General features: G+C 71.0%; 17 protein-coding genes and 3 tRNA genes. 6 read left to right on the top strand and 14 right to left on the bottom strand.

Annotation, left to right across the window (positions count from 1 at the left end):
• Positions 1 to 4: 4 nt before the first annotated feature.
• From B082_RS0131645 to B082_RS0131635, 3 genes are all read right to left on the bottom strand, one after another.
• Entirely contained in the window at positions 5 to 1939 is a 1935-nt protein-coding gene (locus tag B082_RS0131645; protein ID WP_026250398.1) for a kelch motif-containing protein, read from the bottom strand.
• A complete protein-coding gene (locus B082_RS0131640; protein WP_018555797.1) occupies positions 1936 to 3951 on the bottom strand; it encodes a glycosyltransferase family 2 protein in 2016 nt (671 codons plus the stop codon). Before B082_RS0131640 ends, B082_RS0131645 begins: the two co-directional genes overlap by 4 nt.
• Positions 3952 to 4223: 272 nt before the next feature.
• Positions 4224 to 4297: transfer RNA gene (locus B082_RS0131635), tRNA-Lys, on the bottom strand.
• A gap of 183 nt (positions 4298 to 4480) precedes the next feature.
• Here B082_RS0131635 and B082_RS0131630 point away from each other — a divergent pair.
• The 3 genes from B082_RS0131630 (at position 4481) to B082_RS0131620 (ending at position 8553) form a co-directional block, all read left to right on the top strand.
• Entirely contained in the window at positions 4481 to 5794 is a 1314-nt protein-coding gene (locus B082_RS0131630; protein ID WP_018555796.1) for a peptidoglycan-binding protein, read from the top strand.
• A gap of 28 nt (positions 5795 to 5822) precedes the next feature.
• Positions 5823 to 7796 (top strand): SPFH domain-containing protein, encoded by a 1974-nt coding sequence (locus tag B082_RS0131625; RefSeq protein ID WP_018555795.1) that lies wholly within the window; start codon positions 5823 to 5825, stop codon positions 7794 to 7796.
• Between the two features lie 166 nt (positions 7797 to 7962).
• Positions 7963 to 8553, top strand: coding sequence for a lytic polysaccharide monooxygenase auxiliary activity family 9 protein (locus B082_RS0131620; RefSeq protein WP_037711324.1), 591 nt, complete (start codon positions 7963 to 7965; stop codon positions 8551 to 8553).
• A 131-nt stretch (positions 8554 to 8684) separates the two neighbouring features.
• Here the strand turns inward: B082_RS0131620 and B082_RS0131615 are convergent, their stop codons facing one another.
• From B082_RS0131615 to ehuB, 7 genes are all read right to left on the bottom strand, one after another.
• Positions 8685 to 10241, bottom strand: coding sequence for an MFS transporter (locus B082_RS0131615; RefSeq protein WP_018555793.1), 1557 nt, complete (start codon positions 10239 to 10241; stop codon positions 8685 to 8687).
• A gap of 131 nt (positions 10242 to 10372) precedes the next feature.
• Positions 10373 to 10446: transfer RNA gene (locus B082_RS0131610), tRNA-Lys, on the bottom strand.
• A 246-nt stretch (positions 10447 to 10692) separates the two neighbouring features.
• On the bottom strand, positions 10693 to 11451 hold the full coding sequence (locus tag B082_RS0131605) for an IclR family transcriptional regulator (protein ID WP_026250397.1): 759 nt from the start codon (positions 11449 to 11451) through the stop codon (positions 10693 to 10695).
• Positions 11452 to 11635: 184 nt separating this feature from the next.
• On the bottom strand, positions 11636 to 12481 hold the full coding sequence (ehuA, locus tag B082_RS0131600) for an ectoine/hydroxyectoine ABC transporter ATP-binding protein EhuA (protein WP_018555791.1): 846 nt from the start codon (positions 12479 to 12481) through the stop codon (positions 11636 to 11638).
• Positions 12471 to 13115: an ectoine/hydroxyectoine ABC transporter permease subunit EhuD gene (gene ehuD / locus B082_RS0131595; RefSeq protein WP_018555790.1), complete on the bottom strand. Its 645-nt coding sequence runs from the start codon at positions 13113 to 13115 to the stop codon at positions 12471 to 12473. The genes ehuA and ehuD overlap by 11 nt, the downstream gene beginning before the upstream one ends.
• Positions 13112 to 13846 (bottom strand): ectoine/hydroxyectoine ABC transporter permease subunit EhuC, encoded by a 735-nt coding sequence (gene ehuC, locus B082_RS0131590; protein ID WP_018555789.1) that lies wholly within the window; start codon positions 13844 to 13846, stop codon positions 13112 to 13114. Before ehuC ends, ehuD begins: the two co-directional genes overlap by 4 nt.
• A 19-nt stretch (positions 13847 to 13865) precedes the next feature.
• Entirely contained in the window at positions 13866 to 14768 is a 903-nt protein-coding gene (gene ehuB / locus B082_RS0131585) for an ectoine/hydroxyectoine ABC transporter substrate-binding protein EhuB (protein WP_018555788.1), read from the bottom strand.
• Between the two features lie 439 nt (positions 14769 to 15207).
• Between ehuB and B082_RS0131580 the strand changes: the two genes are divergently transcribed.
• Complete coding sequence (locus B082_RS0131580; RefSeq protein ID WP_051094739.1) at positions 15208 to 16029, top strand: aspartate/glutamate racemase family protein; 822 nt, start codon at positions 15208 to 15210, stop codon at positions 16027 to 16029.
• 209 nt (positions 16030 to 16238) lie between these two features.
• On the top strand, positions 16239 to 17351 hold the full coding sequence (locus tag B082_RS0131575; protein ID WP_018555786.1) for an LLM class flavin-dependent oxidoreductase: 1113 nt from the start codon (positions 16239 to 16241) through the stop codon (positions 17349 to 17351).
• Between the two features lie 53 nt (positions 17352 to 17404).
• Here the strand turns inward: B082_RS0131575 and B082_RS0131570 are convergent, their stop codons facing one another.
• On the bottom strand, positions 17405 to 19270 hold the full coding sequence (locus B082_RS0131570) for a putative bifunctional diguanylate cyclase/phosphodiesterase (RefSeq protein WP_026250396.1): 1866 nt from the start codon (positions 19268 to 19270) through the stop codon (positions 17405 to 17407).
• Between the two features lie 413 nt (positions 19271 to 19683).
• Between B082_RS0131570 and B082_RS0131565 the strand changes: the two genes are divergently transcribed.
• Positions 19684 to 20925, top strand: coding sequence for a M6 family metalloprotease domain-containing protein (locus B082_RS0131565; RefSeq protein WP_037711322.1), 1242 nt, complete (start codon positions 19684 to 19686; stop codon positions 20923 to 20925).
• Positions 20926 to 20986: 61 nt separating this feature from the next.
• On the opposite strand, the gene B082_RS0131560 is transcribed toward B082_RS0131565, so the two are convergent.
• The 3 genes from B082_RS0131560 to B082_RS0131550 form a co-directional block, all read right to left on the bottom strand.
• Positions 20987 to 21060, bottom strand: a tRNA-Lys gene (locus B082_RS0131560).
• A complete protein-coding gene (locus B082_RS37640; RefSeq protein WP_026250395.1) occupies positions 21051 to 21749 on the bottom strand; it encodes a bifunctional DNA primase/polymerase in 699 nt (232 codons plus the stop codon). Before B082_RS37640 ends, B082_RS0131560 begins: the two co-directional genes overlap by 10 nt.
• Before the next feature lie 148 nt (positions 21750 to 21897).
• Positions 21898 to 22242: a hypothetical protein gene (locus B082_RS0131550; RefSeq protein ID WP_018555783.1), complete on the bottom strand. Its 345-nt coding sequence runs from the start codon at positions 22240 to 22242 to the stop codon at positions 21898 to 21900.
• Positions 22243 to 22289 lie beyond the last annotated feature (47 nt).

Genomic DNA, 22289 nt, shown 5'->3' with positions numbered 1-22289 from the left:
CCTCCTACGGCACCTCCACCCACGTGCCCTCGGACGGGGTGCCCCGGTCGTCGGTGACGAAGAGCATGTACCAGCCCGACGGCACCAGCGCCCGGTTCTCGGGCACGGTCACCGAGATCGTGCCGTCCGCCTTCTTCAGGTCCAGGGCAACCGAGCGCTGGTCGGTGTCGGTGACATGGGTGACCGCGCTCGGCCGCATCAGCTTCGCCGAGGTGATGGACCGGGCCTGGTTGGTGGTGAAGACCGCGGTGGAGCCGCGCCCGATCTTCTTCGGGCCCGCCGTCAGCTCGGGCCGGGAGTCACGGTAGAGGTAGGGCGGGGTGTAGATCTCGATGCGCTGCTCGAAGACGCCGGGCCGGGTGTTGGCCTTGTCGGAGTAGAGCGAGTCGGAACCGAAGATCATGACCCGGCCGTCCGGCAGGAGCACGGACCCGGAGTGGTAGTTGCGGCCCACGGCCGGGTCGGCGACCCGCTGGTAGGTGTCCGTCTTCGCGTCGTACAGCCGGGCCTGGAGCACGTCGGAGTCGCTGCGGCCCCGGTAGTCGTTGGAGCCGCCGGTGACCAGGATGGAGTCGTCGGGGAGCAGGGACGCGCTCGGGTAGCGGGTGCCCTCGTCCAGCGAGGCGCCGTCCTTGAATTCGGGGTCGGGGTCCTTGAGGTCCACCAGCCGGGACTTCTCGCTGGACTTCTCGGACTCGCCGACGCCGCCCCCGCCGATCACCATGAACTTCTCGTCCTGGGCCGGAGGCAGCCGCACCGTCGCGGAGGTCTCCATCTTGTCCGGGTCGCTCAGGCCCGGGATCTTGGTGAACTCGTTGGTCGCCAGGTCCCAGACGCCCGGGTCGCGGCCGACGTCGGCGGGGCCGTAGCCGGCGTTCGAGCCGGAGTAGAAGAGCTTGCCGTCGTCGAGGAGGAAGACCGCCGGGTAGGTGGGGAACTTCCGGACGATGCCGGTGTACTCCCACTCCTTGGTCTCCGGGTCGTAGATCTCGTCCTTGCCCGGGACGATCTGCCCGATCTCGTCCAGACCGGAGAGGGCGAGGACCTTGCCGTCCTCCAGGGTGGTCAGCGTCGGGTACCAGCGGGCCTCGTTCATCGGGTCGACGGTGATGTACTTCTCTGCCACCGGATCGAATTCGAAGGCCTCCCGGATGCCCTGGAAGTCCTTCTTGTCGAGGGCGAGCTTCTGGGCGATCCCATAGACGTTGCGGGCGTCGGAGCCGGTCAGGCCCTGGACGCGGTAGTTGTCCTCGGCGCCCGTCTCGTACTGCGTACCGGACTTCTCGGCCTCGACGTAGATCCGGCCGTATCCCGGGTCGTTGCGCAGGAAGGCGCCGGTCTCCTTGTCGAAGACCTTGGTGGCCTTCTCCACCAGGACCGGGTCCTTGGTGACGAAGGTCTTGCCGTTGCCCTTGCCGGTGAAGCGGGTGCCGGCGGGGAGGGTGATCGGCTTGTCGGGGTCCTCGTTGTGCACGATCATCAGGCCGCCGGCCTTGGTGACGTCGCCCTTGAGCTTCTCGTACCGTCTGGTGCCGCCGGCTATGAGGAGCTTGCCGTCGGGGAGTTGGGTGTGACCGGCGCAGAACATGTCCTTGGGCGTGGGGATGTTCTTGAAGGCGTCGGTCTTCGGGTCCCACAGCACCGAGCGGAAGCTCTTGGCGTCGAAGTTCTTCTGGTTGTTGCCCGAACCGGCGACGAGCAGCACCTTGCCGGTGTGCAGGAGCGCGGCGTGGATCGTGTTGATCCGGAACTCGGAGGGGATGTCCAGGAAGTCCCAGTGGCCGTTGTCCGCCTTGTAACCGGCCTGGTTGATCTTGTAGTCGTGGTAGCGCTCGGTGCCGAAACGGTACAGCCACGGCCCGTTCGCCCCCGCGAGCGCGAGAACCACCGCCGTACTGATCGCCATGCGGCGGGTACGGCGGCTCGGACGGTACTTCATTTCTTACGACCCCCCAGGGCGATCTGCATGGTCTCGTCGTTTCCGGCCAGGTGCCCCCGGGCCGATGTCTCCGGCAGCGGTTGCGGCTGCGGAGGTGCCGCGGGCGGTGGCGGGCCCGCGCGGCGCTTCTTCTTCTCCGCGCGCACGGTGTACTGCCAGCCGATGACCGGTGCCGCCGTGATCAGCAGGGCCAGCGAGGCCCAGGTGACCATCGCCGGGTGGCTGTGGCCCAGCACGTACGAGGCCACGATGGAGCCGCCGAAGACCGCGATGAAGAAGAGGTGGATACGGAACGTGCCGAACAGCGTGTCCGGGCTGGAGGAGTCGCCCTTGGGCGTCACCACGAAGGAGCTCTTGCGGCGCAGCACGGCGTCCATCAGCGAGCGGGCGTAGACCGGCGCGGAGAGCGCGGACATCACCATGCCGGCCAGCCCGCCGGAGCCCTCGGGCTCGTGCGGCGAGACGTTGTGCCGGCGGTTCCAGACGTACAGGCCGATCTGGAGCGCGGAGGCGTTGCCGTAGAGCATCATCCAGACCGTCGGGTCGATCTGCACGCCGGAAGCGCCCATGCCCAGGAACAGCGCGCAACTCAGGGCCGCGAGTATCCAGTTCATGGCGGACATCGGGTAGAAGATGATCATCATGGTGTAGTTGAAGAGCTTGCCGGCGGGCAGTGAGCCGAAGCCCTTCCAGTACTGCTTGAGGATCGTCTCGTAGGTGCCGCGCGACCAGCGCAGCTGCTGGGTGAAGAAGTCCGTCCACGCGGTGGGCCCCTCGCCCACGGCCAGCACGTCCGGGGTGTACACGGAGCGCCATTTGCGGCCGGTGCGCGGATTGCGGGCGCGGTGGATCTCGAAGCCGGTCGCCATGTCCTCGGTGATCGAGTCGTACAGCCCGCCGATCTGCTTGAGGGCGGAGATCCGCACCGCGTTGCTGGTGCCGACGAACATCGGGGCGCCGTACCGGTTGCCCGCGCGCTGGATCAGCGCGTGGAAGAGGAACTGCTGCGACTCGGCGGCCTTGGTGACGAACGTGTCGTAGTTGCCGTAGACCTGCGGGCCGATGACGAAGCCGACGTCCGGGTCGCGGAAGTAGCCGAGCATCCGCTCCAGGTAGTTGGGCAGCGGTACGTGGTCGGTGTCGACCGAGGCGAAGAAGTCGTACGCGTCGCCGTGCGCGTCGAGCCACGCGTTGTAGTTGCCGTGCTTGGTCTTCGCCCGGTGCGGGCCCTTGGCCTGGTTCCAGTGCGCCACGCCCTTGCGGGAGAAGTGGTGGACGCCGAGCCGCTCGCAGACCGCCTTCACCGCCGGGTCGTCGCCCTCGTCGAGCAGCCAGACGTGCATCAGCCCGCGGTGGCGGATGCGCACCGCGGCCTCCAGGGTCTTCGTCACCATCTCCAGGGGCTCCTTGCCCGGGACGAAGGAGGTGAGGAAGGCGACCCGGGTGCCGTTCTCCGGGACGACCGGGACCGGGTCGCGGGCGACCAGCGTGGCGTGCGCGTTGGACAGGACGTTCATCGTGCGGAACAGCTCGATCAGGCCGATCGAGACCAGCATCACGACGTCGAGGACGAGCAGCGTGTCGTTCTTGAGGTTCGGGTCGCGCTGCGTCCAGTGCTCGGGCTGCATCAGCCAGACGAAGAGGCCGAGCGAGACCAGCGGGGCCGCGCCCAGCAGGAGCGCGGCGCGCACCCGGTGCGGCTCCTGGGAGAGGAGCGAGCGGTACTTCACGGTGTACGGCTTCGCCGGGTCGGGCTGGGTCAGGGGCCCGGCGAGCCGGCTGTAGTGCTCGTAGTCGTACCGGGGCAGCGGCTTGGGCTGCCGGCGTCGGTGACCGCCGGAGCGCAGCGGCCGGAGTATGCGGAGCTGGGTCGTCCGGGAGGCGTCGTCCTCCTGCCGGGGTATGCGGAGCCGGGCCGTCCGGGACGGGTCGTCGTCCTGCCCGGGTATGCGGAGCCGCGTGGTCCGGGAAGGGTCGTTGTCCTGCCGGTCACCCGGCGGCGTCGACGTCATGGGTCGTCCCCCTGCACGCAGGCGGGGCTGCGCGGTCGCTCGGTCGTTTCGTCCGCCGCGTCTCCCCCTGAAACGCGGCCGACGGGCTCAGAGCATGATGCCTGTTCGACTCCGCTCCCGTACAAGGGCCCCGTACGAGGACGCTGTGCGAGGCCTGTCCCGCAGCGGCCGGCCAACTGCTGGACGCGACGACGCGATTGGAACCGGCCCGGAGCCGGTGGCGAAAACTGTCAAGGCCCCCTCACTTGGAGTGAGAGAGCCTTGACTGTGCGTGCGCCGCCAGGGACTCGAACCCCGGACCCGCTGATTAAGAGTCAGCTGCTCTAACCAACTGAGCTAGCGGCGCCTGCTGACCTGGAGAACTCTACCCGATCCCGAGTGGTGCTCCCGACCATTTCATCTCTCTCCCGGCCTGTCGGATGGTCGTTTTTTCTCTTCTATCCGTCAAAATGCGGTATGTCAGGACAGTTGAGACACTGACGCCCGTGCAGATGCGCCCAAAGATCTTGACGACTGCGGAGGGATTCGCATGACTGTGCCGGCCTTCGAGGAGTACGTACCCGCCATCGACTGCCCCTGTCCGGGCTGCGCCGCCCAGCGGCGCTCCGCGGCCGGCGGACTGCCCGCGCGGCACGGGGGCAACCCGGCCGCGCACGGCGCGCGGCGCGTGATGGTGCTGGTCACCACTGCCGGGGTGGTGCTGAGCGCGGGCGTGCTGGAGTCCGCCGGGGCGGTCGCCGATCCGGCCCCGGTGCCCGGTACGGGAGCGCTGAGCGGTCTGGCGGGACCGCTGCCGGACAGCCCCCAGGGCGGGCCGGGACCGTTGCGGGGGTCCGGCGTCCAGGGAGCGCCCGCGGCCGACGCGGCGGCGCCCGTGCTGCGGCCGACGACCCGGGCCGACATCATCAACCGCGCCAAGAAGTGGGTCACCGCGCAGGTCCCGTACAGCATGGAGAAGTACTGGTCGGACGGGTACCGGCAGGACTGCTCCGGCTATGTGTCGATGGCCTGGAACCTGGCGGGCAACGAGTGGACCGGCAGCCTCGCCACGTACGGCACGCGCATCGCCCGCGAGGACCTCCAGCCCGGCGACATCCTGCTCTTCCACAACCTCGCCGACCCCGCCAAGGGCTCCCACGTCACGATCTTCGGCGGCTGGACCGACTACACGCACACCTATTACACGGCGTACGAGCAGACCAAGCCGCACGCCCGCAAGCAGACGACGCCCATGGCCTACTGGACCAACTCCGGCAGCTATGTCGCCTACCGCTACAAGGGGCTGACCTCGGGGAACGGCGGCAGCGAGGCGACGCCGGCCCCGTTCCCCGGCGCGGCGGAGTTCGGGCCGGGCGCGAACAACGCGAACGTCACGCAGCTCGGCACGATGCTCGTCGCCCGGGGCGGCAAGCGCTTCTACAAGGTCGGCCCCGATCCCGTCTGGACCGATGCCGACCGGCAGGCGACCCGGGCGTTCCAGGAGGCCCAGGGCTGGAAGGGCGCCGAGGCCGACGGCATCCCCGGCCCCGACACCTGGGAGCTGCTGGTGACCGGAACCGGCCACGACATCCCCGCCGCGAGCGGCCAGAACGGCCCGGCGGGGGTTCCGGCCTTCCCCGGGCGGGGCTATTTCCGGCCGGGTCAGTCCAACACCCATGTCGACAGGCTCGGCAAACAGTTGGTGAAGAAGGGATACGGCACGTACTACCTGTCGGGACCCGACCCTCGGTGGACCGAGGCGGACCGGCGCAATGTCGAGGCCTTCCAGAAGGCCCAGGGCTGGCGGGGCACGGAGGCCGACGGCTATCCGGGCCCGGAGACCTGGCGGCGACTCTTCGCGTGACACGACGACGCACATGACGGAGGCGGTAATGCGATCCACGGTGTCGGACAGCTCCGGGAAGCCGGAGTACGGGCAGGAGCCGGAGTACGGGGAGGAGAGATACGGGACGGTCCCGGTACGGGAGTGGGTCGGTCCGGGCGGCGCCGGCAGCGTCACGGACGCTTGGGCGGCAGCGGGGGAGCGGGCCGCGGAGGCGGTGGAGGACGCGGTGCCGGTTCGGGACGGGGTGCGGGTTCGGGACGCGGTGCCGGTCCGGGACGGGGTGCCGGTTCGGGACGGGGCGCGGGACGCGGTGCCGGCCTCGGAAGCGGTGCCGGTTTCCGACGGGGTGTGGGACGTGGTCCCGGTCTCGGACTCCGTTTCCGGGGCGGCCCCGGTCTTCGGGCCGGTCTCGGTTTCGGTGCCCGCCGGGGGTGAGGTGGTGGTCGACGTGCCGGGGGGCGAGGGCGAGCCGGCGGGCGCCGGAGCGCGTGCGGAGGAGGGACCTCGCGCGGAGGAGGGACCTCGGGCCGAGGCCGCTTCCGACTCCGTCGTGGATCTGGTGCTGGATCTCGTGCCGGGTGAGGACGACCGCAGGGGGCCGCTCGGCGCGACCTCGGCCTCCGTCTCGGTGCCGTCGGCCGGGGAGCGGGACGCGGCCGAAGGGGACGAGGCGGTGGCCGTAGCGGTGGACGAGACCGCGACCGCGACCGATCCCGACCCGCAGGCGGACGCCGACGCCGATGCCTCCGTGCCCGTGCCCGTGCCCGAGCCCGCGCCCGCGCCCGTGCTAGTCCTTGCCGGAGCCTCAGCCGGGGCCGGAGCCTCAGCCGGGGCGGAGGCCGAGACCGCCACCCGCGTACCCGGGCCCGACGCCGGGCCCCCGCGTACCGACTCGGTCCGGGACACCGGGCGGCACCAGGCCGTCATCGCCAACGAGCGCACCGCCACCATCCCCGTGCACCTGCTCTTCCGCGAGGACCAGCGGGCCGATGCCGCCGCCCTGCCCGGGAGCGTCGTGCGGCGGGCGGGCGGGGGCGAGCCGGGGGCCGGGGTGCGGCGGCCGCCCGTCCCGAGGAACCCGCAGGTGCGGCCCTCGACCCGGCCGGCGCCCGACGCCGACCCCCGGCTCCACGAACGGCCGGGGCCCGCGCTGCCCGGCTGGGCCGCCCTGCTCACGGGCTTCGGAGGGACCGTGGCGGCGGCCGGTGTCCTGTGGTGGACGGGCGCGGTGCCGGACGCGCTGTCGGCCAGGGTCGGGCTCGGCCCGCGACCGTACGACGGGCTCGGCACGGGCGCCTGGGCGGCGCTCGTCGTCCTCGCGACCGTGGTGCTGTTCGCGCTCGGCGGGCTGAGCCGGGGACGGGTCGGATACGCGTGGGTGCTCACGCTCTTCGGCCAGTACCGGGGCAGCGTGCGGCGGACCGGGCTGATGTGGGTCAGCCCGCTGCTGCTGCGCCGCCGGGTCGACGTACGGCTGCGGCACTGGCGCAGCGAGCCGCTGCCCGCGGTGGACGCGAACGGAACGGCTCTGCGGGTCGTCGTCCTGGTCGTGTGGCGGGTCAAGGACACCGTGCGGGCGGTGCTGGGGATCGAGGACCACGAGGAGTACCTGCGCGAGCAGGTCGAGGCGGCGATGGCGCGGGTCCTGTCCCAGCTGCCCGCCGACGCCTTCCACGAGGACGCGCACACCCTGCGCAACGCGGAGGCGGTCGGCGACGCGCTGACGCGGATGCTGAAGGCGGACTGCGAACCGGTCGGCATCGAGGTGTACTCGGCCCAGCCGACCGGCATCGAGTACGCGCCGGAGGTGGCGGCGGCGATGCAGCGGCGCCGGATCGCGGCCATCGACGCCAAGCACCGGGACAGCGTGCTGACCTCGGTCGTGGACGCGGTGGACGACACCGTGACCCGGCTGACCGCCCGGGGCCTCGTGGAACTCGACGACTACGAACGCAAGGCCCTGGTCAAGGACTTGACGGTGGCCTTCTACACCGGCCGGGCCGGGGGTGACGGCGCCTGACGCCGGGTGGGGGGAGCTTTCGGGGCAACCGGAATCACGCGCTCATTGGTCTGGACATGTTCAAGCCGCGTCAATAATCTAGGCCTTGGTCTAGACCGCAGCACCCGCGCGCACAGCAATGCTCATGGAATCCCCCCTCCCCCCACGCATCCGAGGAGCGACAGCAATGCGTATGAAGGCAAGTGCGGCCCTGGTGGGCCTCGCGGTAGCGGGCGTCTCGATGTTCGCGACCAGCAGCGCCAGCAGCCACGGCTATACGGACAACCCGATCAGCCGTCAGAAGCTCTGTGCCAACGGCACGGTGACGGGCTGCGGCAACATCCAGTGGGAGCCGCAGAGCGTCGAGGGCCCCAAGGGCTTCCCGGAGGCCGGTCCCGCGGACGGGGCGATCTGCTCCGGCGGTCACGGCGAGTTCGCGCAGCTCGACGACCCGCGCAACGGCGAATGGCCCGCCACCAAGGTGACGGCCGGTCAGGGCTTCAGCTTCCGCTGGCAGTTCACCGCCCGGCACGCCACGTCGGACTTCCGCTACTACATCACCAAGGACGGCTGGGACCCCACCAAGCCGCTCAAGCGCTCCGACCTGGAACCGCAGCCGTTCATGACGGTGCCGTACAACAACCAGCAGCCCCCGGCGACCCTGACCCAGCAGGGCACCATCCCCACCCAGAAGTCCGGGAAGCACATCATCCTGAGCGTCTGGAACGTCGCGGACACCGCCAACGCGTTCTACGCGTGCTCCGACGTGCAGTTCTGACAGTACCGACGTTTCGCCGGCTCCCGTACGGCGTAACGAACGTGCTGTCGGCGGGCAGCGCAACGAGCCCCGGGGTGGTGTGGGACACCATCCCGGGGCTCGCCCTTTTCCGCCGTCCGGCGAGGGCATGATCAGACCCGCGCGGGGACCTGGAGCGCCTCGGGAGCCCCGGCCACCGGTGTCTCGGCGGCGGGGAGTGCCGGACGGGTCGCCCGGCGCAGCAGGGTCGCGGCCAGCACCGCCCCCGTCAGCAGGATCAGCGAACCGGTCACCGAGGCGTACCGCATGCTGTGCACGAAGGCCTCCCGGCCGATCGCGATCAGTGAGTCGTCACCGGTGGTCAGCGCGCCCGGCAGGGTCCTGCGGGCCACGTCCGGGGCCGAGGCGGGCATGTCCGCCCGGTAGACCGCGGTGGCGACGGCACCCAGCAGGGCCATGCCCAGCGCACCGCCGAACTCCTGCCCGGTCTCCAGGAGCGAGGCGGCCGCACCGGCCTTCTCCGGGGGGCTGGCGGTCATCGCCAGGTCCGAGACGATGGCCATCACGGCGACGATGCCGCTGCTCATCACGCCCGAGCCGATGAGCAGCAGGGCCAGTGAGTCGGTCCCGGCCAGCGTGAAGACGCCGAAGCCGGCCGCCCCGACGACGAACCCGCCGCAGACGACGTACGCACGCCGGGTCCGCCGGCCGATCGCGGTCGCCGCGGGCGCCGCCGCACCCACCGCCAGGGACGGGGCCAGGCTCCACAGCGCGGCCTCCATCGTGCTCATGCCGAGCACCGACTGCAGGTACTGGGTGGTGAAGAACGCCGAGCCCATCATCGCGAAGGCGGCCAGCGCGTTCAGCCCGATCCCGACACCGAAGCCGCGGCCCCGGAACAGCTCCCGGCCGATCATCGCGTCGGAGCGGCTGCGCTGCCGGCGTACGAAGACCCAGCCGATGACGAGCCCGGCGGCGATGACCAGGGCGCGCCGCGCGTCGAGTCCGTGGGCGGCGCTCTCCTTGATGCCGTAGACCACCGGCAGGACGGTGCCCATGGACAGCGGCACGCTCAGGAAGTCGAAGCGGCCCGGCTTCGGGTCCTTGAACTCCGGGACCAGCAGCGGGACGAGCACCAGCAGCAGCACCATCGCGGGCACGTTGATCAGGAACACCGAGCCCCACCAGAAGTGCTCCAGCATCACACCGCTGAGTACCGAGCCGAGCGCGACCCCGCCGGCCATGGCACCCGACCAGATGCCGATGGCCTTCGCCCGCTGCCCCTCGTTGTGGAACATGTTGCGCACCAGGCCGATGGTCGAGGGCATCAGCGTCGCCCCGCCGATCCCGAGCACCGCGCGGGCCGCGATCAGCATCTCCGGGCTGGTGGCGTAGGCGGCGCAGACCGAGGCGGCACCGAAGGCGAGCGCCCCGATCAGCAGGAGCCTGCGGCGGCCGATGCGGTCGCCGAGCGAGCCCATCGTGATGAGCAGGCCGGCCAGGGCGAAGGCGTACACATCGAAGATCCACAGCTGCTGGGTGGCGCTGGGGGCGAGGTCCCGGTCGATGGACGGGATCGCGAAGAAGAGGACGGACACGTCCATCGAGACCAGGAGGAGGGGGAGGAGCAGGACCGCGAAGGCGGTCCACTCCCGACGGCCGGCGAGGTCGCCGGACGCGGCGGCGGTGGTGCTCGGAGGGTTCGTCATGCCAAGGAATGTACGACTGTTTAAAACAGCTGTCTAGTACGGCTGTGTAAAACATCTGTACATGACCGTGGGCAGCGCAAAACGCACGAGGCGGTCTCCGTGGATACGGAAACCGCCTCGTGCGTTGTCTGTGCGCCGCCAGGGACTCGAACCCCGGACCCGCTGATTAAGAGTCAGCTGCTCTAACCAACTGAGCTAGCGGCGCCTGCTGACTCGAAAATAATACCTGGTCCCGAGGGGTGCTGATGACACCCCCCGGCTCCGCCCCGACAGGTCCTAGGACCTGTCTTCAAACTGCCGTCTGCCGGGCGACGCCATGCACGCACTCTCGCCGCACCGGTCCCAGACCCCGGTACGTCCAGTACAGGGGCCTGGGGCCGGCACGCCGAGAGCACGCACCTGACGCCGCCCGGCCGCCCTTCGGGCGACGACGGCAGTTTGAAGACAGGTCCTAGAGCGCCAGCGACAGCAGCACCGGAGCCGCGCGCCGGTTCAGTGTGTCCGCCGCCGCGCGCAGTCGGTGGGCGTCCTCCACCGGCATCGACAGGGCCAGGCAGCCCGCCGCCGATCCGGCGGTGAGCGGCACCGCCGCGCAGACCGTGCCCACCGCGTACTCCTGGAGGTCGAGCACCGGGACCGTCGCCGGCTGGCTGTCCAGCTTGGAGAAGAGGACCTTCTCGCTGGTGATCGTCCGCGAGGTGAGCCGGGCCGTCTTGTGCCGCGCGATGTGGTCGCGCCGCCCGTTCTGGTCGAGCTGGGTCAGCAGGCACTTGCCGATCGCCGACGCGTGCGCCGCCGACCTGAAGTCCACCCACTCGTTGACCGCGGGGGTGTGCGGGCTGTCCGCGTACTGCGTGACGCGGATCTCGCCGTCCACGTACCGGCTGATGTAGACCGCGGCGCCGACCGAGTCGCGCAGCTGGGCCAGGGTCTGCTGGAGCTTGATCTCCAGGGCCTGGCGGCGGGCCGCGCCCGAGCCGAGCAGCAGCAGCGAGGCGCCCACCACGTACGCGCCGTCGGTGATCTGCTCCACGTACCCCTCGCGGCGCAGCGTCAGCAGCAGGGCCGAGAGGTGGCCGATGGGCAGGCCGGTTTCGCGGGAGATCTGCGCGTCGGTCACACCGCTGCCGTGCTTGGAGACCGTTTCGAGCACGCGGAGGGCGTACTGAACCGAGTGGAACGGAGCGGTCGGATCGGGCTTCAACGGCACGGTTTCCCCCCTACCAGGTGTGACCGGAGGCCGGCTTGTCGGCCGGAGGCACGCCACCACGATAGCCGTCCGGGCCCTGTTCAGGGGGTGGTCCAGCGGACTTGTGGGTGCGCCCCGGAGCTGTCAGCAGGGGCGCACCCGTCCGGCATATGCCAACGTCATGCGCGGGCGACGGATGCCGAGGTCACAGCACCGCGTTGAGGAATTCGCGCGTGCGTTCGTGCGAGGGATCGGAGAAGATTTTTTCCGGCGAACCGGACTCCACGACCCGTCCGGCGTCGAACATCAGCACCTTCTCCGAGACGTCCCGGGCGAAGTTCATCTCGTGCGTCACGCAGAGCATCGTGATGTCGGTGTTGCGGGCGATGTCGCTCAGCAGCTCCAGCACCCCCGCCACCAGCTCCGGGTCCAGCGCGGACGTCACCTCGTCCAGGAGCAGGATCTCCGGCTCCATCGCCAGCGCGCGGGCGATCGCGACGCGCTGCTGCTGGCCGCCGGAGAGCTGCGAGGGGTGCGCGTCGACCTTGCCGGACAGGCCGACGAGGTCCAGCAGCTCCCGGGCGCGGGTCTCCGCCTTGTCGCGGTCCATGCCGAGCACGTTGACCGGCGCCTCGGTGATGTTCTGGAGCACCTTCATGTTGGGGAAGAGGTTGAACTGCTGGAAGACCATGCCGATCCGCCGGCGGGCCGCCCGCAGGTGCTTCTCGGACGCCGGCCGCAGCGAGCCGTCCGGCGCCCGTACGTGGGTCAGCGGTTCGCCGTTGATCCAGATCACACCGTCGCTGACCTTCTCCAGCGTCATCAGCAGCCGCAGGATCGTCGTCTTGCCCGAGCCGCTGGGCCCGATCAGGGTGACGTGCTCGCCGCGCTCGACCGAGAAGTCCAGCTGGTCCAGGACCGTGTGGTCGCCGTAGCGCTTGACGACCTTGTCGAAGCGGACGAGCGGGTGTCCGCCGTCCTTGGAGGTGTCGACCGGCACGACGGCCTCGGGGGCCGCGGCCGTCTTCTTCTGCAGAGGGTCAGTGGCCAAGGCGCTTCTCCAGCTTTCTCATCAACAGCGAGGTGGGGTAGCTCGCCACCAGGAAGATCAGTCCCGCGAGGGTGAACACCTCGGTGAAGACGAAGTGTTGGGCTCCGTAGTCGCGTGCCTCGAAGACCATCTCGTGCACCGTGATCACGGCGAGGAAGGGTGTTTCCTTGAACATCGAGATCGCGTAGTTGCCGAGCGCGGGCACCACATTGCGCACCGCCTGCGGCAGGATCACGGCCTGCCAGGTCCGCCGGGGCGTCATCGACAGCGCCCGGCACGCCTCCCACTGGCCCTTCGGTACGCCGTCGATTCCGGCGCGGTACACCTCGGAGGTGTACGTGGCGTAGTGGACGCCCAGCACCACGATGCCGATGGTCAGCGGCTCCACCGAGGTGAACAGCGCGGCCGCGCCCACCAGCTGGACCAGCAGCGGGGTGGAGCGGATGAACTCCATCACCACCTTCACCGGCACGGTCACCAGCCGGCTCGGGGCCCGCCCGGCGACCGCGATGGCCAGCCCGAGGACGGCGGCGACCAGGGTGCCGAACACCGTGGCCAGCAGGGTCGTCTCGAACCCCTTGAGCAGCAGGGGGAACGCGTCACCGACGGCGCCCCAGTCGAAATCACTGTTCACCGGGCACCTCCGGTGGCCTGGGCGGTCACGGCACTGCGGGACTTCAGCAGACTCTTCCCGCCGGCTGCCAGGCCGAGCCGCCGCTTGGCGGACCGCTCCAGCAGGTTCATCAGCAGGGTCAGCGCATAGGCCAGGACGAAGTAGCAGGCCAGCAGCGTGACGTACGCGGTGAGGGTCTCACCCGTACGGCTGCGGAGCTTCTCGATGGCGGTCATCAGGTCCGCCGCCGAGATCAGCCACAGCAGCGGGGTGGCCTTCAGCAGCTGGATCAGCAGGTTGGTGAACGACGGGATCATCTGCACCCACGCCTGCGGCAGGATCACCTTGCGCATCCGGTGCAGCGGCGACATGTTCAGCGCGAGCGCCGCCTCGTACTGCCCGCGCGGTACGGAGTTGATCGCCCCGCGCACCACTTCGGCGCCGTACGCCCCGTAGTTCAGGCCGAACGCCAGCACCCCGCAGACGACCGGCGTCAGTTCGTACCCGGTCAGCTGCGGCATCGCGTAGTACAGCCAGAACAGCTGCACGTACAGCGAGGTGCCGCGGAAGAACTCCACGACCACGCGGGAGACCCCGCGCGACAGCAGGAGCCGGCTGAGCGACATCAGGCCGAGGACGAACGACAGGAGCAGCGCCACCAGGGCGCCGAACACCGTGGCCTCCAGGGTCACCCACAGGCCGGACCGCAGTTGCGGCAGATCGTCGGCGAAGGCCGAGAAGAAATCATTCATGCGGTGGGTACCGTCCCTGTCAGCCCTTGCACAGATCGGCCGTCTTCAAGGTCGCCGGCGGAAGCTCGGTCGCCCCGAAGCCGTAGTCCCGGAGCAGCTCCACATAGCGCGACTTGTCCGTGACGATCTTCTTCAGCTCGCGGTTGAAGGCGTCCCGCAGCTCCTCGTTGCCCTTGCGGAAGACGGCGCCGCCGGGGCTGTACTGCTTGGTGCCGTCCAGCTCGGGCAGGAACGCCTCGGTGACCTCGGTGCCCTCGTTGGTCTTGGCGAGCCAGCGCAGTGAGATACCGGTCAGCAGGAACGCGTCGACCCGGCCGCCCTTGACCGCGTCCGCGCCGTCCTGCGGCTTCTGCAAGGTCTTGATCTTGCCCTCGGGGATGCCGGCGCCCTTGGCGTACGAGCCCTCGACCGCGCCCGCCATCACACCGATGGTGATCCCGGCCTCCTTCGCGGACGCGAGGTCGGTGACCTTCTTCGGGTTGCCCTTCTTGACCATCAGCGCGGTCGGCGAGATGAACTCGGGCTCCGAGAACAGGGCGTTGGCGCAGCGCTCCGGGGTGATCGCCATGCCGGCGCTGACCACGTCGTACTTGCCGGCCTGGAGGCCGGGGATCAGGCCGTCCCACTCGGTGAGGGTGGGCTTCAGCTCATCGACGCCCAGCGCCTTGAAGATCTCCCGGTGCAGCGTGGGCGCCTCGCCCTTCAGCTCCTTGCCCTCCATGTAGCCGTACGGGGCCTCGTCGGCGTACGCGACCCGTACGAACCCCTGCTTGCGGAGCTTTTCGAGCGCGCCCTCGCCGTCGGCGGAGCCCTCGCCGGCCTTGCTGCACGCGGCGAGGAGGCCGGGGACGACGAGCAGACCGCCCACCGCTGCCGATCGGTTGAGGAATCCCCGGCGGGACAGGTTCGGGAAGTCAGCCATGGTTCGCAATCTCCTGAAGGGGTCGAACAGTCCGGACAGGCTTGGCCCTGTCCGGCGGACAGGCCCTGGGGCCTGTCTTCCAACTGGACAGGCCCCAGGCGCCTGCCCGATCCCCCGTGTCTATTCAGGAAGAACGCGCATGTAATCGAACGGTGGCCGGAGGGTGACCTTCCCGTGTCCGCTCGCAGGGTGGAAGGCGGTGTTTGCGTGGGATGTCCGGTACCCCGCTCCGGTACCGCGACGGCTTCCCGGCCGGCCGCCGTTCATGCGTGCGGCCAGGGGTGTGAACGGCGGCCCGTCCGGCTCGGAGCGATAACCGGGGCGGATGGCGGAATACTGGAACAGGAGCGGGGAAACCGGTCAGTGCCGCCGCGGGGTCAAGCGGCGGACGCGGCGGGAAGCCGTCGCGGCAGACGCAAGGTGCAGAGAAAGGGTGGACATGACGACCGTCGGATTCCTCTACCCGGGCCACTTCGCCGAGGACGACTACCCGCGCATGGAGATCCTTCTCGACAGCACCATCAGACTCGTCGTCCACCACACCGAGTGCCCGGACGGCGCCTACCGCGAGGAGGCCCTGCGCGAGCTGGGCACCTCCTCCCGGCTCGCCGCCGGGATCGAGGAGTTGCAGCGCTCCGGGGTCCAGTCCATCGTCTGGGCCTGCGACGGCGGCAGCTTCCCGCACGGGTGGCAGGGCGCCCACGACCAGGTCGCCGGCCTCGCCCGCGCGGCGGGCGTGCCCGCTTCCAGCACCTCCATCGGCTTCGTCCACGCGGTACGCAAGCTGGGCGCCGAACGCGTCGCGGTCGCCGCGACCTACCCCGAGGCCGTGGCCGCCCGCTTCACCGCCTTCCTCCAGGAGACCGGCGTGGAGGTGACCACCACCCACGCGGCGGGCGTCACCGACGCCGCCGAGGCCGCGGCCTGGGGTCCGGAACAGTTGCGGGAACTGGCCGAGGCGGGGGACGGCCCCGAGGCGCAGGCGATCCTGCTGCCCGACACCGCCCTGCACACCGTCGCCCATCTCCCGGACCTGGAGGAGGCGCTCGGCAAGCCCGTCCTCACCGCGAACCAGGTGGCGGTCCGCGAGGCCCTGCGCCTGACCGACCGCCCCGCCTGGGCCCCGAGGCTCGGCGCGCTCTTCGCCCACCGCGAGGAGCCCCCGGCCCCGGTGGACCGGGGCAGCGGCAGCGGACGCGCGTACGCGCACGGGCAGCGGGGCCGGGGCCGCGCCTACGCACATGGGCAGCGGGACGCGTAGGGGCGCCGAGGCCGGTCCGCCGGTCGCGCGGCGGCTGCCGCGTTCCGGGCCGGTGCGGCGCCAGCCCGTCCGGCAACAGCCCGTCCGGCAACAGCCCGTCCGGCAACAGTCCGTCCGGCAACAGTCCGTCCGGAATAAACGGAGTCATCCTCCTGTTGCCGCCTTCCGGACATCGAGGGACCGAAACGCACCACCGGAGAGGCCAGGACGTGGACGAGATTCGAGGCGACGAGATCCAGGGCGACGAGATCCGTGGCACGGCCCGGGGCACCGCCCCCGTGCCGCTGTCCGTGCTGGACCTGGTGACCGTCGGCCAGGGCCGCACCGCTGGCCAGGCCCTGCGGACCGGCGTGGAGATCGCGCGGCTCGCCGAGCGCCGGGGCTTCCACCGCTACTGGGTCGCCGAGCACCACTCGATGCCCGGCGTCGCCTCCTCCTCGCCGGCCGTGATCCTCGCGCACACCGCCGCCCACACCGAGCGCATCCGGCTCGGCTCGGGCGGCGTCATGCTGCCCAACCACGCCCCGCTCGTCATCGCAGAGCAGTTCGGCACCCTGGAGGCGATGGCCCCCGGCCGCATCGACCTGGGGCTCGGCCGCGCCCCCGGCACCGACGGCGCCACGGCAGCCGCCCTGCGCCGCACCGACCGGCTGAACGAGGGTGCGGATGATTTCCCGCAGCAGCTCATGGAGCTGACCCGCTTCCTGGACGACGACTTCCCCGACGGCCACCCCTACGCCCGCATCCACGCGGTCCCCGGACCCGTCCAGGCCACCTCCGAGGGCGGCGTCCAGTCCCCCGCGCGCCCGCCCCTGTGGCTCCTCGGCTCCTCCGGCTTCAGCGCCCGGCTGGCCGGCATGCTCGGGCTGCCCTTCGCCTTCGCCCACCACTTCTCGGCCCAGAACACCGTGCCGGCGCTTGAGCTGTACCGCGACTCCTTCAGGCCGTCCACGGTCCTGGACGCCCCGTACGCCCTGATCGGCGTCGCCGCGCTGGCCGCCGACGACGAGCGCGAGGCCCGCCGCCAGGTGCTGACCGGCGCCCTGTCCATGCTCCGGCTGCGCTCCGGGCGCCCGGGGCTGGTCCCGACGCCCGAGGAGGCGGAGGCGTACGCCTTCTCCCCGATGGAGCGCGAATTCGTGGACGGCTGGCTCGTCAACATCGTCCACGGCACCGCCGACGAGGTCCGCACCGGCCTGGACGACCTGGCCAAGCGCACCGGGGCCGACGAGCTGATGATCACCGCCAACGCCCACGGCGGCGAGGCCCGGCTGCGCAGCTACGGCCTCATCGCCGACGCGTACGGGCTGCCGGGAGCCTGAGCCGGCCCGATCGTGAGCGGTGTTCTGTCCGGCGGTTCCGGGCGGGCGGCGCCCTACGCCCCCAGCGCGGGCATCCCGATCAGCTCGGCGATGCGCTCCGGGGCGACCGCGCGCGAGTAGAGCCAGCCCTGCCCGGTGTCGCAGCCGATCCGGCGCAGCCGCTCCGCCTGGCCGGCCGTCTCCACGCACTCCGCGGTGACGGTCAGGCCCAGCCGGTGCGCCAGCTGGACCATGGCCTCCACGATCGTCTCGTCGGCGGGGCTGGGGTGCGTGCCGTCCTCGTAGCGGAAGCCGCGTACGAACGCGCCGTCCAGCTTCAGTACCGACACCGGCAGGCGGCTCAGGTAGGCGAGGTTGGAGTAGCCGGTGCCGAAGTCGTCGATGGCGATGCGCACGCCCATGTCGCTGAGGGCCTGTAGGGCTCTCAGCGGCCGGCCCGCCGAGCCCATCACCGCCGACTCGGTCAGCTCCAGTTGCAGCAGCGCCGGGTCGAGGCCGGTCTCCGCCAGGATCTCCGCGACATCGGTGACCAGGTCGGAGTCCCAGACCTGGCGCACGGCGACGTTGACGCTGATGAACAGCGGCGGCTTCGCCGGGTGGTCGAGCTGCCAGCGCCGGGCCTGCCGGCAGGCCGAGCGCAGCACCCACCGGCCGAGCTGCACGATCGATCCGTCCTCCTCGGCGATGGCGACGAACCGATTCGGCGAGAGCATGCCGAACTGCGGGTGGTTCCAGCGCACCAACGCCTCCACCCCGCGCACGATCCCGTCGGCCATGCCCACCAATGGCTGGTACTCGATGGTGAACTCGCCGCGCTCCACCGCCGGGCGCAGGTTGGACGACAGGGCCTGGCGGGTCATCCGGTGGGCGTTGCGCTCCGGGTCGAAGAGGGTCCAGCGGGCCTTGCCGTCGGCCTTCGCCCAGTACAGCGTCGTGTCGGCGGCCTGCATCAGGCCGGTGGCCGACGTGCCGGCGACGGGCCGCTCCACCACCCCGATCGACGCCGAGACCGAGAGCCGCCGGCCGGCCAGGTCGAAGGGCTGCTGGAGCGCGCCCAGCACCGTGCGCGCCAGATCGGTCAGCTGCTCGGTGCCGGTGGACTCCTCCACCAGGATCGCGAACTCGTCGCCGCCGAGCCGCGCCACCAGCGGGGCACCGGCCGGGTACGCGCCCTCCTGCTCGGCGCAGTCCGTGAGCCGGGCGGCGACGGCCGCCAGCAGCCGGTCGCCGATGCGGTGGCCCAGGGTGTCGTTGACGGCCTTGAAGCCGTCCAGGTCCAGATAGCAGAGCCCGATCCGGCCCCGCTCGGGCAGGCTGTCGTCCTGGTACGGCGGGGTGCGGAGCACCGTCGAGAGCCGTTCGAAGAACAGCGTCCGGTTGGGCAGCCGGGTCACCGGGTCATGCATCTGGAGGTGGTGCAGCCGCTTCTGGAGTTCGCGCCGGTCACTGACGTCCGCGACGGAGAGCAGCACCGGCCCCGGCGCGTCACCGTCCTCCGCGTCCTGGCCGCCGGGCATCGGCACGACGGTGATCTCGGCCCACAGCGCGCGCCCGTCGGGGTGCTTGAGCCTGCGGGTGCAGCTGAAGCGGGAGCGCCGCCCGTGCAGCACCTCGCGGTACGCGTGCCAGGCGCGGGCGTCCGCGGCGAGGTCGACCAGATCGGAGGCCGACTGCGCGGTGAGCGCCGCGGCGCCGACGCCGGCCAGTGCGCCCAGTGCCTCGTTGGCCGTGACGATCAGGCCCTCGTGGTCGACGACGGCCATCGGCAGGGTGGCGGCCCGGAACGCGGCCCGGTAGTCGTGCGCCTCGGTCGCCGGGCCACGGGGCGGCCACGCTTCGTGACCCTCCGTGACCGGAGGTCTCGGTGCAGAGGGTGCTGTGCCTGCCGTGGGCCTCGGCCCCTCGGAGGTTGCGCTCACCGTTCGCTCCCGCCCTGCAGTTCTGTCCCGGACACCTCTGTGGTCGGACTGGCCCGCCGCGTGGAGTGCCGCGTCAGAGGCGGAAACCGCGCAGGAAAGCGAGGTGAAGCATAGAGGCTGGCGCCTCGGCCGTTCCAGCGCCCCGCCTCTCGCGCACCGTGCTTGCGACGTGCGTCAGCCATTCGCGCACGCATCCGGTTTGTCCCCTACTGATTGTTTCTGCGCGCCTCTGTTCTCTCTCGTTGTGCGAGTGATCGATTGTGACTGTGTGTGAAGGGTGGGTGTGATGCGGCGGCTGACCCGAGTGGGGCAGTCCGATGTGACGTAACGGAAGAAAAGTCACAAAGTGGACGGGAGGGTTCCGGAGTCCGCGCCCCGCACCGGAGGCATCCGCTCCCCGCACGGAGGTAGCTGTGCCGCGTCAGCCCGGACCCGCAGGGGTGGAGAGGCCGAGTCCGCGTGGGCTGACGGCCGGGCTGATCTCCCTGGTGGCGCTCGTCGCCACCTCCCTCGTCGCCGGGCCGTCCGCGGCCGCGTCCGGCGACGCCACCCCCTGTGCGCTGCCCCGGACCACGGCCCACCACTCGCTCGGCGTCGACCGGTGGAACGGCGCCTACCCGCGCCCGGACCACCCCCTGGACGCCGTGATGGTGTTCCTGTCGTTCCCCGACGCCCGGCCGGTCACCACCCCCGCCGAACTCACCGCCGACTACTTCCCGGCCACCACCGAGTTCTTCGAGCGCGCCTCGTACGGCAAATTCACCCTGCGCCCGCACCCGCAGCGGCACTGGATCCGGATGCCGAAGCCGTCGTCCTGGTACGGCATAAAGCGCGACTGGGCCAACGACCGGCGCAGCGCCTACCTGCGCGACGCGGTCGCCGCGGCCGACCCCGAGGTCGACTTCTCGCGGTACGACATCGTCTACCTCGTCGCGGACCCGGATGCCCCCGGCGTCGACTCCGACGCCACCAAGGTCGTCAACTTCGACCGTCCCCTGCACGCCGACGGGACGGACATCAGGCGCGTCGTCACCGTCTTCGAACAGCACCCGCCGGACCACAACGTCCTGGCCCACGAGACCGGACACGTCTTCGACCTGCCCGACCTCTACCACCGGCCGTCCGACGGCAAGGGCGACTGGGACACCTACGTCGGCGACTGGGACGTCATGGGGAGCCAGTTCGGGCTCGCCCCCGACCTGTTCGGCTGGCACAAGTGGAAGCTGGGCTGGCTGGACGACCGTCAGGTGGTCTGCGTCCAGAGCGACCGGGTCGTCACCCTCGAACCGATGGCCGCCGTGCCCGTGGCCGGCGCCTCCCTCGGCACCCGGCTCGCCGTGATCAGGACCGGCGAGGGCAGCGCGGTCGCCGTCGAGGCCCGCAGCTCCACCGGCAACGACCGCTCGACCTGCGCCGAAGGCGTCCTGCTCTACCGGATCCGCAACGAGACCCCGTCCGGCGGCGGCCCGGTCGACGTGCTCGACACGCACCCCGAGACGGACGCCTGCTGGGACCGGTCGGTCTACCCGCCGCTCGCGGACGCCCCGCTGCGCGTCGGCGAGACGTACACCGTCCCCGGCGCGCACACCACGATCGAGGTCGCCGACCGCACCCCGTCGGGAGCCTGGACGGTCCGCATCACCACGGGGGCGTGACGCGAGAGCCGCCGCACACGAAGAAGCCCCCTCGCTCTCGCGAGGGGGCTTCTCCCGTCTGTGCGCCGCCAGGGACTCGAACCCCGGACCCGCTGATTAAGAGTCAGCTGCTCTAACCAACTGAGCTAGCGGCGCCTGCTGACGTCGTAGACCTTAGCACCCTGATCCGGGAGAGGAAAAATCGAAATACGGGGAGTCGGGGAGGGTGCCGACCGGGCCACCCGGACACAGGCCCAGAGCAGTACGTCGGGCCCCGGCAGCCACGGGCTGCGGGTGTCCGGGGCCACCAGCCAGCGCGGCCCGGAGTAGCTCGCGCCGCAGGTCAGGGGCGGGACCGTGACCGCGTCCCCGGTGCCGTGACAGAGCAGCGGGGGCACCGTCGCCACCCCGCCGTCCGGGCCCTGCGGCCCGCCCGTGCCCCACTCCTCCCAGTCGAGGAGCGAGGGCAGCCGCTGGGCGGTGCCGGGGGAGGCGAACAGCAGCATCCGGCCCCGGTGCGAGGCGACCGGACCCGAGCCGGGGCCGTCCGCCCACAGGTGCTCCAGCATCCGGCGGCCGAACAGGGTGGGCACGTTCACCACGTCGAAGGCCGAACCGCACGGCAGCACCCCGGGCGCCGTCGGGCGCGACTCCCACTGGGCCAGAGTGCTGCGCGGATACGCCGTCGCTCCGGCCAGCCACGCGGCGCCGGCCGCGGTGACCTGAGCCGTCTGGTGCCGCGCCTGCTCGCGCAGGACGGAGAAGAGGTCGGCCTCGTGGCCCGCGTGGAGGCAGGGTCCGTCGCCGTGGTGCAGGGTCGTTTCGTCGGGCAGCCATGCGGTCATGCACACAGGTCTACCCGGAGTGATCAAGTGGATTCCGAGAGTTGCCGAAAACCGGGACAGGTCCAGGCCGCGAGGCGTAAGGTGCACCCGGGCATATGCCAGTGGTTGTACCCGGAGTCACGAACCGGTCTGATCCAAACGAAACGCCCTAAGGCTGCGTGGTGGTGTTCAGCAGGGTGCGGCCGTACTCCACCATCTTCTTCGCGTAGTCCTCGGTCCACTCCGCGCGCTCGGCGATGTCCGCCGTCGTCAGCCGGTCGAACCGGCGCGGATCGGCCAGCTGGGCCGCCGCCATCGCCTGGAACTCCACCGCGCGGTCCGTCGCGGCGCGGAACGCCAGCGCCAGCTCCGTGGCCCGGTCCAGCAGCTCCTTCGGATCCTCCGTCGACTCCAGGTCGAAGAAGTGCTCCGGGTCCGCGGCCGCAGCCGACGGCTCGAAGAGCAGGGGGGCGGGACGCAGCCGTTGCCGCTCGCTCCGCTCGGGTTGTGCCATGTGGTCTTCCTCCTCCGTTGGACCGCCGGACGGCCCCTCCATTCTCC

Origin of the sequence: Streptomyces sp. ATexAB-D23, assembly GCF_000373645.1 — a bacterium.
GTDB lineage: Bacteria > Actinomycetota > Actinomycetes > Streptomycetales > Streptomycetaceae > Streptomyces > Streptomyces castrisilvae.
Note: the sequence above shows the minus strand (reverse complement) of the source record. Positions and strands in the feature narration are given on the sequence as shown.